Consider the following 10,552-nt stretch of genomic DNA (forward strand, 5'->3'; position numbering starts at 1 on the left):
GAGCAGAAGCCGTCCGTGACGGCATCCTGCCCGCTACACTCCCACCGCTCGACGCTTCCCCAGGTCAAGCCACGAAGTACTGCTGGAGTACTAGGTGAATCCGCCGCCTGAGCTGAATCCCGGGGGGCCTGCCCTCATAGCGGCCAAGCCCTGGACGCCTGATCCTCGGCACGGCTCCCGGGAGATCCCGGGTGAAGGGGGCGGCGACCACCCGTCCGCGAGAAATCCCGTACGGCGAGTGCCGCCCGGAGTTCTTGTGGCACAAGCGGCCTGGTGGTGCCGGGCGGTGTCCTGGCCTCGGAAGTCGTTTTACCAGCAGCTCCCGCAGATACCGACCGGGGCCCGGTTGACCGAACAGTTGCGGTGCGCGGCCGGACGCCAGGTCCGAGATGCCGGCTCCACCGTCGTGCAGGCCGCAGCGGACTCGGCTGTCCTGGCGGGTGGTGATGGAGGGCCTTCCGCGCCGCCGCTGCGACCGTGATCGGGGCACCGATGCCCGAGGTTCAGGTCCTGGGCACCGACGAGGCCAGGGCGACCCCATCCACCCGCTGGGAGCAGCATCCCGGCACCGGGACATGGCAGCTGACGCAGACCAGCGCGCCCGCCCGCAGGGGCGAACGCGCTGCTCGGACCCGGTGCCCCCTTCCTCGGCGCGTAGACGCCCAGGCGGAAGATCGGGAGGCCGGTCATGGCGGAGCAGATCCGGCCTCAGAAAGCAGGCCGGGATCGTCGGTGTGCTGTGACGACCCCGGCCCGCGGCGCACAAAGCGCCCTCAGCGTTTCCTGCCGGCTGGTGCCGGTTTGGTCAGCCTGTGGCCGCGGCGGCCTTCTCGATCAGCTTTGCGGTGATGCCCGGGTGGCTGATCATGGCGACGTGCGAGGCGCCTGGGACTTCGACGACGGTGGAGCCGGCCCGCTCGTACTCGAATCGCTCCAGAGCCGGGGGGATGGCCTTGTCCGCGCCGGCCACCAGACCCCAGGAGGGAATAGTGCGCCAGGCGGCTTCCTGGGTCGTGTCTTCGAACGACGAGGCGCTGAACGGTCGCTGGGTCGCCTGCATGACACGTGTGGTCGAGGAAGGGAGGTCCGCGGCAAAGACGCTCCGGAACTTGTCGGCCTTCAGATAGAGGTCGGTTCCGGTGCTGCCGTCGGGGTTGGGGTAGGGGACGGGGTTGAGTGCCGCCTGGATCTCGCTGCCGGGGTACTTGCTGATGAGTTCGCCGAGCTTTTCGCCCTTGTCGGGCACGAAGGCCGCGATGTAGACAAGTGCCTTGACATTGAGGTTGTCGGCAGCGGCATTGGTGATGACCGCGCCGCCGTAGGAGTGACCGACCAGCACGATCGGACCCTTCACGGACTTGAGGACGCTGGCTATGTAGGCGGAGTCGGTGGTCAGGCCGCGCAACGGGTTGGCCGGCGCGAGCACCGGGTATCCCTTGTCCTGCAACCGGTCCACCACGCCATTCCAGTTGGAGGCGTCGGCGAAGCCGCCGTGGACCAGAACCACCGTCGGCTTGGCGGAGGCCGAGGGAGCGCTGTCGTCGGTGAGCGTTGCTGATGCGCTCGGCACGAGGAACCAGGCTGCAAGCACACTGGCGCCTCCGGCGGCGAGCAGACCGCGCCGCACATTACGCTTGGTGTTCAATCTTTCCTCTCTCCAACGGGTCTTGTTGCCCGGCGGCCGCAACGGAGAGACCTGCCTCGGACTTCGAGGTGGCTGCATCCGGCGGTCGTGGGCGGACAGCAGTTCGTGAGGCCCGCGGCGTGGAGTTGCCCGCGAGTTCAGAGTCAGGAGGCGGTGGCCCGCCTGACGAGATCGGCGACCGCGTCCGGCTGCGAGAGGTAGACGGAGTGACTCCCCGTCACCTCCACGCTCGTGCATCCCGCCCGCTCGGCCATGGCCCGCTGCGCGGGCGGTGGAATCATCCGGTCGTCGGTGGCCACCAGGTACCAGCTGGGCTTGGTCCGCCAGGCGGCCTGGGAGACCGCGCCCGTGAGAGCATCCACTCCCCATGGGACCTGCGAGTCGGCCATGAACCTGGCCTGCTCCAGCGGCAGGTCTCCGGCGAAGGCCTCGGGGAACTGCTGACGATCCAAGAACAGGAAGCCGTCCCTGGGCGGAAGGATCGGCGGAACAGGTGCGCCGGGCTCCGGGTTCGTGATCAGCGTGCTGACCGACTCGCCCTTGTCCGGTGCGAACGCCGCGATGTAGACGAGTCCTGCGACCTTGTCGTCCTGCCCGGCCTCGGTGATGACAACTCCGCCATAGGAGTGGCCCACCAGGACGACCGGCCCGTCCTGCTCCGCGATGACCTGCCGGGTGGCAGCCACATCGCCTTCCAGCGACAGCGTCGGATTCTGCACGACACTGACGCTGTGACCATCGTGGACCAGCCGGTTGTACACCGCCTGCCAGCCGGAACCGTCGACGAACCCGCCGTGAACGAGGACGACGTTTCGGATTGCCGAATGTGCGTTCATTGCCTCCCCTTTTGTCTTTGATGACCGTTTCATCGGGCAATGAGATGCTAGGGGGATCTTGGTTTTGGCCGCTTCTGTCAAATGACGTAGGTCGAGCTCGAGGGCGCCGCGAGATTCGGCGCAGTGGTCCTGCGAGCGCAGGGATGCCACCCCGCCTGCTCCGGTGGTTGCCACGGCAACTTCGCGTCTCTGTCGCGGAACACGGTCGAATCCGACGGGAGGTCGCAGGACTGGAGCTCAGAAACCGCTCGTGCGGTGTCGCCGTGACCGTGGCTCCGAGCGGACACCCGACGCGGCACGGCCGCCCGGCGTGCCCGTCACATGTCATATGGCAGATGCGTAACCGATCTCCCCGCGAACCGTCTCCACCCACCTGTACCAGGCCTTCCCCAAGCTGGGCGTGACCTCCCGCGCCGCCCTGCGTGACGCACTGGCGGAACTACCACCCGACTAGCTGGTGGCGGCGCACGACGCCTCAGCGGTGCGGCATGCGTCGGCCTCGCGCGGGAGCCGTTCGACCGGCTTGTGCCGAGTCGCCCGGTGGGTACGGGAGTTGACCTCGTCGCTTCGCGCACGACCCTGGACGCCGCCCTCGCGGCACAGGCGGGCCGACGAGTGTCTGCCCGCAGGGCGATGCGTCCTCTGAATCAGAGGACCTTGGATGACATGTCAACCGTGTGTGCGGTCGGAGGGGCGACGGCCAAGCACAGGGTTGGTGGTCAGGCTGCTTGGTCGCTCGGCGCCGTGGCGGCGGTCCTCGCGCTGATCACGGCCCGTCCGCGTTCTGATTCCGGGAAGCGGGTGAGCATCGCGCGCAGTTCCCCGGCGCTGACGTTGGCGCCGAAAGGCTCGGTGCCCGGTTCGAGCCGTACTCCTTCGGCGAGGGGACCTGCCATGACGGGGTCGAAGCCGAAAGCGGTGACGAGGCGCGTGACGGTGGCGAGGTCGTCCGGGTCGTCGCCGGCGATCGCGATCGCCTTGCGTCCTGGCGTTCCCGCGGGCTGAGCACCGTCCTCGAGATCGTGGTAGCCCATGTGGTTGAACGCCTTGACCACCCGCGCTCCGGACAGATACGCCTGCAGGATCTCGCTCGAGGAGGTGAGCGGGTCGGTGAGGTCGTCGCGGATGCCGTCGACCTCCCACCAGTAGTTCATGGAGTCGATGACGAGCTTGCCCCGCAGCGCCTCGGCCGGAATCGTGCGGTACTTGCCGAGCGGGAGCGCCAGGATGACGACATCTGCCTCCGCGGCGGCCGCCGCGGTGACCGGGACGGCGCCTGGGGTGAGGACTTCGATGGTGAGTGCGATCTTGGCGGGGTCGCCCGATCCGGCGATGAGCACGCGATAGCCGGCTGCCAGGGCCAGGCGTGCCAGCACGGTGCCGACCTTCCCCGCGCCCAGGATGCCGACCGTGCGCACGGCAGCGGCGGTGGTGTTGTCCATTTCTGCTCCGTTCATGGCGTCAGCCTGCGAGGATGTCGCGGACCATCGGGAGCACCTTGGTGCCGTACAGCTCGACTGCGCGCAGGCGGGCGCTGATCGGCTGTGCCCCCGTGGTGTAGATGAGGTCGAAGCGGCCGACGCCGAGCGCCTTGATGGCGCGGGCCATCTTGCGGGCGACCGTCTCGGGCGAGCCGATGTAGAGCGAGCCGTGCTCGATGTCGGCCTCGTACTCCTCCTTGCGGAGCGGCGGCCAGCCTCGCAGCGCGCCGATGCGGTCACGGATGACCTTGTAGTGCGGATAGTGCAGCTCCCGGGCCTCCTCGTCCGTGTCGGCGATGAAGCCGGGCGAGTGCATTCCGACCGGGTGAGCGGTCGTGCCGAACTTGTCGGCGGCTCGCTGGTAGAGGTCGATGTAGGGCGCGAAGCGCTCCGGGCTGCCGCCGATGATGGCAATCATGAGAGGGAACCCGTAGTGCGCGGTGCGGATGACCGACTGGGGTGAACCGCCCACGCCGACCCAGGTGCTCAGGTGCCCGGACTCGGTCTTGGGGAAGACGTCGGCGCCCTCGAGCGGAGCCCGCTTGGTGCCGCTCCAGGTGACGGGCTTCTCCTCCAGCAGCTTGGCGAAGAGCTCGATCTTCTCCTCGAACAGCACGTCGTAGTCGGCCAGGTCGTATCCGAAGAGCGGGAAGGACTCGGTGAAGGAGCCGCGCCCGAGGATGACCTCGGCGCGCCCGTTCGAGAGCGCGTCCACGGTCGAGAACCGCTGGAACACGCGGACCGGATCGTCCGAGCTCAGCACGGTCACGCCGGACGCGAGCCGGATACGGCTGGTACGTGTGGCGATGCCGGCGAGCACGGTCTCCGGAGAGGAGATCGCGAACTCCGGACGGTGGTGTTCACCGAGTGCGATGACGTCGACGCCGGTCTCCTCCGCGAGCACGGCCTCGTCGAGGACCTGCCGGATGGCCCTCGCATCGGACACCGGCGTGCCCGAGTCGTCCTCCGGCACATCGCCGAACGTGTCCAGACCGAAGACGAGATCAGACATGGGCCGGCTCCTTCGCGAGCAGTTCCCTCACCCGCGGGGCGACTTCGCGGCCCAGCAGCTCGATCGTGCGGGCCCGGGCTTCACGGGGGAGGTGCATGACGTCGTACTTGAGATCGAAACGGCTGAGGTGCAGATCGCGGGCCATCGTGGCGATCTTGCGTGCGACGGTCTCGGGTGAGCCGACGAAGAGCGCGCCCTTGTCCACTTCCGACAGGTAGCGCTCGCGGGTCGGCTTGTAGAACCCGCGCTCCTCCGCGAGGGCGGCGACGACCGGCTGCCAGTACCGCCACCAGGTCTCGATCGCCTCCTCGTCGGTGTCGGCGATGAGCCCCAGCGAGTGCTGGGCGACGGGTTGCCTGGCGTGCCCGACCTGCTCGAGCGTGCGGTGGTAGAGCTCGACGTGGCCGGCGAAGCGCTGCGGGCGTCCACCGATGACGGCCAGCATGAGCGGCAGGCCGTAGCGGGCCGCGCGGACCACGGAGTTCGGGCTGCCGCCCACGCCGATCCAGGTGGGGATGCCACCGGGCGGCATCCTGGGACGCAGTCGCTGCTCGACGAGCGGCGGCCGGTACCGGCCCGACCAGGTCACCGTCTCCTCACGCTGGAGGCGCATGAACAGGTCGAGCTTCTCCTCGAACAGCTCCTCGTAGTCGGCGAGGTCGTGGCCGAACAGTGGGAACGACTCGGTGGCCGATGCCCGCCCCAGTACGAGCTGGGCGCGGCCGTTCGAGGCGGCGTCCAGCGTGGAGAACTCGTGGTAGAGCCGCACGGGGTCGTTGGTGCTCAGTACGGTCACCGAAGTGCCGAGCCGGATGCGTTCCGTCGCGGTGGCGATCGCGGCGAGCAGGACGGGGGTGGCGCTGTCGTTGTGTCCTGCACGGTAGTGCTCGCCGACGCTGAACACGTCGAGCCCCACGGCTTCGGCGAGCTTGGCCTCCTCGATCAACAGGCGAACGGTCTCGGCATCGCTCAGCGGCCGGTCGCCGTCGGTCGCGACCTCTCCGAACGAGTTCAGCCCCAATTCGAACGCTGTGGCTGTCATGGACTCCTCCTACTGGCAGCCGGGACATCCGGTGTCGCGCGGCAGCCGATTGCTTGACACGTCAATCATTCACACAACATAATTGACGTGTCAACCAAAGGGGGTGGCCATGGGAGAGCGGCACAGGGTGTTCCCCACCGCCGAGGAACTGCGGATCTGGCGGGACTTCATCGAGACCACGGAGGCGCTCCGCTCCGAACTCTCGTCACGCCTGCACAGCGAGTCCTCCTTGTCGCCGGGCGACTACGCCGCGCTCCTCGCGCTGCGAGAAGCCCAAGGGCGACTGCGCCCCTCCGAACTGGCGGACCGCATCGGCTGGCAGCGCAGCCGTCTCTCGCACCAGATCAAGCGCATGGAGCGACGAGGGCTGATTCGGCGCGAGGAATGCAGCACCGACGGCCGGGGCGCCGAGGTGGTGCTCACCGCCGAAGGTGCGGAAGCGTTCCGCAACGCTCTGGTGCCGCATCTGCGTGCCGTCCGTGAGCTGTTCATCCATCCGCTCACGCCGGACGAGCTCGCGGCAGCCGGGCGGATCTCGGCGGCACTACGCGACCACCTGAGGACGTCGCGTGACAGCTGAGGCGGGGCAGGACAGGTCGTGCCGCGCCTCCGGAGTCAGGGCGACCCTCAGGTGTGGCCGGGCAGGGCGAGGGCGATCACGTCGCCCAAGACCCCGTGGCAGTTTGGTGAAGTGTCAACTAGCCTACACTTTCTCCATGGAAGAATCGGTGCGGTGGTTGACGCCGGAGGAGCAGCACGCGTGGCGCAGCTTCGTCCGCCTTCAGGAGAGGCTCCGGGGCCGGTTGTCGCGCTTGTTGCAGACGGAGTCCCATGTCTCGGCCGCGGACTTCGCGGTCCTGGTCGAGCTGACGGACGCACCGGATGGGCGGCAGCGATTTCTGGATCTTGCCCGTGCGTTGGAATGGGAGAAGAGCCGGATCTCCCACCACATCTCCCGTATGGTCAAGCGCGGGCTGGTGGTGCGGGACGAGTGTCCCGAGGACGGGCGCGGCGCCTCCGTGGTGATCACGGACGCGGGGCGCACGACGATCGAGGCCGCTGCCCCGCGTCACGTGGAGGCGGTGCGCGCTCTGTTCCTCGACCATGTCACGCCGGCGGAGTTGCGAACGCTGGCTGAGATCTCCGAGCGCGTGGTGGAGAAGCTGGACGAGGACGCGTCCTGACCGGCACGGTGTCAGGGCGAGCCGCGTCGCGTGGGTGGTCCGACGCGGGTCACATGGCCGGCGCGAGCGTCGTGGCGGTGGCCACGGAGACTGGGATGAGAATGACCGCGGCCATGGCGTTCCCCCGGGTCGCGGGTTGGCGTAGTCGCTGGCCTGGACGTGGTAACCCACGGCGCCGATCATGGTGAGAGCGAAGCCGATGGCCGCCGCGATGCCCAGAGGTTGCCAGAAGAGCAGGCAAGCGAGTTCAAGCAGTGATGAGATGTCAGGTTGCCCTTGGATCCTGTGGCGCCGTAGAGAGCCGGCTGCGACGCACGCAGCCTGGAACTGATCTCCCGGGCTTCCGCCGGACACCACAAAGGCCTCACCCGGGACGACGTCCTCGACAACATCACGCTCTACTGGCTGACGAACACGGCGATTTCTGTATCCCGTCTCTACTGGGAGAACAAGCTCTCCCCCTTCGCCGTGAAGGGTGTCTCCATCCCCGCTGCCGTCAGTGTCTTCCCCGACGAACTCTACGGACGGTCCCTGATTCGGGTCGATCGCGCTCGACACGCGGCCCGCCATGCCGCGTGTCGAGGTCCTGAGCGCGGCACCCCGGTCACGGTCCGGCCGGGTGTCACCTCATGCCGCACGAGCTTGTCCGACCACCATGAAGTCGTCGGAGATGGTGTCCTCTGCGATCGGTTCGGTCAGTTGCCATCTCTGAGCGGTCCCTGCGTTCGGTGCTTCCTCGTGCTGTGCGAAAGTCTCGACTGCTGTGAGGCCAACGGCGATGTGGTGCTGCCATCCGGAGCCCGCGCCTTCGTCCCGGGTGTGCGGTTGTGCGGGTTCGTGGCTGTGGAGGTCTTCCGCCGGCTGAATCGGGGGGCCGGGAGCGGTTCTGCGGTGACGGCCGTGCCCTGCAGAGGTGTCGCTTCCGGGCGTGCAGCGATCGTCCTCGGCATGCGGGCCCCGATGCCGGCCGGTGCCCGGGCCGGGGAGGAAACTCGCCGGCCAGGAGTGGTCGGCCTGAATGTCGGTGATGGATGTAGCCATGACTTCCTTTCCCAGGGTGGGTTCTTCGCTGCTCATGAAGGGGAGGTCGGACGGTCGTGGGGATGTGCGAGAAGTGCGACATCAGGGAGGGGCCCGGTCGTCGGCCGTCCCCTCCCCGGCCTTGGGCTCAGGTGACGTGCTGCCGCCGCCGTTCAGCAGCGGGGACCCGTTGACGTAGCCGCCACCGCCGGAGAAGAGCAAGGTCCAAGCAAGTACATGGAAACCGGGTCGTGTGTCGCAGCGACGGGTCAGTCCAGGACGACCGCGCTCGTGCGGTGTGTGTTCGCGTCCTCGATGCAGCCACGCAGACGCATCACGTCGTGTGGGGGCAGGGCGGGACTGACGACGCCGGCGAAGAGGCGGTCGCCCATCCGCTGGAGGCCGGCCTTGTCGTTCCGGGCGGCTGTGGAGCGGCGGCAGGTCTCCCAGAGGTCGTCGGCAGCGAGCTGGACGACTTCGGAGTCCTGTTCCCCCTGGGTCGCGACTTCGAAGACCAGGGTTGTACTCGACGCGTCGGGCGTGCGCTCGGGGCGGGTCTGGGTCGCGTCCGCGAGCGCGGACCACAGGACCACGGTGAGGGGCAGACTCGCTGCGGCCACCGTCACGGTGAGTGCTCTGCGTCCCGGGCGGGCGGGGGCCACGGCCGGGCGCTCCTCCAACGAGACCGTTTCGTGGACCGGTGGTGCCGTCAGGGCCGTCAGGCGTGTGGCCAGTCGGCGCTCCGCGCCCGGCCTGGCGCTCGCGCCGGCGATCTTCTGGATGACCATCGCGATTCCGGAGAGGACCGCGCCCGCGACCATCAGTACGGGCACGAACACGAAGGTGCGTTGCGTGCCGTTCAGCGCATCCGGATCGGTGGAGGCGAGCCAGGCGAAGCGGTGTCGGGTGGGCGTCCTGGTCTGCTCGAGTCGGCTGCGCACATCCTCCGCGCGGGCCTCGGACTCGTCCAGCCGGTGCTCCAGCCGGGCGAAACGGGTGAACAGCAGGACCGTGGCGAGGAAGACCTCGACGATGACGAGCAGGACCGCGGAGATCAGGGCCCGCTGCCATTCCCATCTGGTCAGGTAGAGCACCGTGTAGTAGCCGGCGTAGGCGGCGGACAGTCCGCCGACGGTGTAACCGGCGAGCCGGATGGTCGTCACGCTGCCGACTCCTGTCGTGCCTGAACCGGGAGGGAGGCGGCCCGGGGGAGGTCGCGCACGGTCACCGCGCCCGTCCCGCCGTCGACGGCCAGCGGCGTGCCGGTGGGGAAGCGCTCGGTCGCTCCCGGTACGCCGACCGCGGTGGGAATGCGGTATTCGCGAGCGAGGAGGGCCAGGTGGGACAGGGGGCTGCCGGTCTCCGCCACGAGCCCGGCCAGGTCCGGGAGCAGGGGAGCCAGTGCGGGATCCAGGAAGCGGACCACCAGCACCGGGTGGTCGGGGCGCTCACCCTGGCCGTCCCAGGCCGTGCCGGTGCCGAAGCCGCCGCCCGACCCCTGCCCCGGCGTACGGGGACCGGACTTGGGCTCGGCGACGGGAACGCCGGCCGCCAGACGGAACTCGTCCGGCAGCACACCGGTGTCCGTACGCGGCATCCGTTCGGCGAAGTCGGCCGGAAGCCCGTCGCCCCGTGCCACCCGCACGAGTTCCTCCCACCGCAGCAACGCCAGGCGGGACAGGCCGAGTTCGCAGGCACCCACACCGAGCCGGCGCGCCAGTTCCCTCACCATCTGGGCCTGCATCTCCTGCACCCAGCGGACGCGCAGTCGCAGCCCCTCACGCACCGGCAGCGCTCCCACACCCCGCGGCAACGCGGTGCGCCCGATCGGCGCCGGCAGGGGCGCGCGGTCGGCCAGCGTGGGCGGCAGCAGAGCCAGCAGAACAGGATGGCGTTCCACCAGTTCCTCATCCTGCAGTCCCCGGGCGCGGCCCTCGGCCAGCTCCGCAAGCGCCTCTCCCGCGGCCGTGGGGCCGCTTCCCCCGTCGAGCAGCGCACCGGCGAGCGACTCCTGGGAGTGCAGGGCCGACAGCACCCTGCGGCCCCAGCCGACCGCGTCCAGCATCTGCCCGCTGAGCATCTCCCGAGGCGGCGGGAAGCCGGCCAGCCCGCGATCCACATCCGCCATCAGGTCGACCGCCAGGAGCGGCAGAGCGCTGCGGAGCCTGCCCACTCGCCATGCCGCCGCGGCACGGCGTGCCCCCGGCGCGGGATTGAGGCGCTCGAGGAACGGATGGCGGGGGGGTGCCTCTATGTCTTTCGTCAAGCCCGATCTGGTCATGCGTGGGCGGGTTCGGGACCGCGTGCCTCGTAGAAGGTCCCGTCGCGGAGC

9 protein-coding genes and 1 pseudogene are annotated in these 10,552 nt (G+C 69.1%); 3 read left to right on the forward strand and 7 right to left on the reverse strand.

All coding sequences use genetic code 11. From position 1 onward, the window contains the following. Window positions 1-805: 805 nt before the first annotated feature. Complete coding sequence (locus tag ACWCP0_RS41495; RefSeq protein WP_451083886.1) at window positions 806-1,645, reverse strand: alpha/beta fold hydrolase; 840 nt, start codon at window positions 1,643-1,645, stop codon at window positions 806-808. 143 nt (window positions 1,646-1,788) lie between these two features. Then, window positions 1,789-2,481 (reverse strand): alpha/beta hydrolase, encoded by a 693-nt coding sequence (locus tag ACWCP0_RS41500; RefSeq protein ID WP_451083887.1) that lies wholly within the window; start codon window positions 2,479-2,481, stop codon window positions 1,789-1,791. A gap of 346 nt (window positions 2,482-2,827) precedes the next feature. On the opposite strand from ACWCP0_RS41500, the pseudogene ACWCP0_RS41505 reads away from it, so the two are divergent. Beyond that, window positions 2,828-2,935 (forward strand): annotated as a pseudogene (locus tag ACWCP0_RS41505) (LuxR C-terminal-related transcriptional regulator); the annotation flags it as partial. Between the two features lie 265 nt (window positions 2,936-3,200). On the opposite strand, the gene ACWCP0_RS41510 reads toward ACWCP0_RS41505, so the two are convergent. Genes ACWCP0_RS41510 through ACWCP0_RS41520 form a run of 3 tightly spaced genes read right to left on the reverse strand, consistent with a single transcriptional unit; the run spans window position 3,201 to window position 6,016 of the window. Beyond that, the gene (locus ACWCP0_RS41510; protein ID WP_451083888.1) at window positions 3,201-3,938 is read right to left on the reverse strand and encodes an NADPH-dependent F420 reductase; all 738 of its coding nucleotides are present in this window, start codon (window positions 3,936-3,938) and stop codon (window positions 3,201-3,203) included. A gap of 4 nt (window positions 3,939-3,942) precedes the next feature. Then, window positions 3,943-4,974 carry an LLM class flavin-dependent oxidoreductase gene (locus tag ACWCP0_RS41515; protein ID WP_451083889.1) on the reverse strand — a complete coding sequence of 344 codons (1,032 nt, stop codon included), beginning with the start codon at window positions 4,972-4,974 and terminating at the stop codon, window positions 3,943-3,945. Continuing rightward, window positions 4,967-6,016 (reverse strand): LLM class flavin-dependent oxidoreductase, encoded by a 1,050-nt coding sequence (locus ACWCP0_RS41520; RefSeq protein WP_451083890.1) that lies wholly within the window; start codon window positions 6,014-6,016, stop codon window positions 4,967-4,969. The genes ACWCP0_RS41515 and ACWCP0_RS41520 overlap by 8 nt, the downstream gene beginning before the upstream one ends. A gap of 109 nt (window positions 6,017-6,125) precedes the next feature. Between ACWCP0_RS41520 and ACWCP0_RS41525 the strand changes: the two genes are divergently transcribed. Both ACWCP0_RS41525 and ACWCP0_RS41530 read left to right on the forward strand, forming a co-directional pair. Further along, window positions 6,126-6,596, forward strand: a complete 471-nt coding sequence (locus ACWCP0_RS41525) for a MarR family winged helix-turn-helix transcriptional regulator (protein ID WP_451083891.1) — start codon at window positions 6,126-6,128, stop codon at window positions 6,594-6,596. Window positions 6,597-6,732: 136 nt separating this feature from the next. Continuing rightward, window positions 6,733-7,200 (forward strand): MarR family winged helix-turn-helix transcriptional regulator, encoded by a 468-nt coding sequence (locus ACWCP0_RS41530; protein WP_451083892.1) that lies wholly within the window; start codon window positions 6,733-6,735, stop codon window positions 7,198-7,200. A gap of 1,289 nt (window positions 7,201-8,489) precedes the next feature. Here ACWCP0_RS41530 and ACWCP0_RS41535 read toward each other — a convergent pair. Beyond that, window positions 8,490-9,383: a hypothetical protein gene (locus ACWCP0_RS41535; RefSeq protein ID WP_451083893.1), complete on the reverse strand. Its 894-nt coding sequence runs from the start codon at window positions 9,381-9,383 to the stop codon at window positions 8,490-8,492. Beyond that, on the reverse strand, window positions 9,380-10,486 hold the full coding sequence (locus ACWCP0_RS41540) for a PEP-utilizing enzyme (protein WP_451083894.1): 1,107 nt from the start codon (window positions 10,484-10,486) through the stop codon (window positions 9,380-9,382). The genes ACWCP0_RS41535 and ACWCP0_RS41540 overlap by 4 nt, the downstream gene beginning before the upstream one ends. Window positions 10,487-10,552 lie beyond the last annotated feature (66 nt).

The sequence above is a fragment of the Streptomyces sp. NPDC001970 genome (assembly GCF_053594115.1).

Bases quoted from the DNA above. Each gene is read 5' to 3' on its own strand.
- ACWCP0_RS41500 (WP_451083887.1), bottom strand. From the start codon at position 2,481: ATGAACGCACATTCGGCAATCCGAAACGTCGTCCTCGTTCACGGCGGG.
- ACWCP0_RS41510 (WP_451083888.1), bottom strand. From the start codon at position 3,938: ATGAACGGAGCAGAAATGGACAACACCACCGCCGCTGCCGTGCGCACG.
- ACWCP0_RS41515 (WP_451083889.1), bottom strand. From the start codon at position 4,974: ATGTCTGATCTCGTCTTCGGTCTGGACACGTTCGGCGATGTGCCGGAG.
- ACWCP0_RS41520 (WP_451083890.1), bottom strand. From the start codon at position 6,016: ATGACAGCCACAGCGTTCGAATTGGGGCTGAACTCGTTCGGAGAGGTC.
- ACWCP0_RS41525 (WP_451083891.1), top strand. From the start codon at position 6,126: ATGGGAGAGCGGCACAGGGTGTTCCCCACCGCCGAGGAACTGCGGATC.
- ACWCP0_RS41530 (WP_451083892.1), top strand. From the start codon at position 6,733: ATGGAAGAATCGGTGCGGTGGTTGACGCCGGAGGAGCAGCACGCGTGG.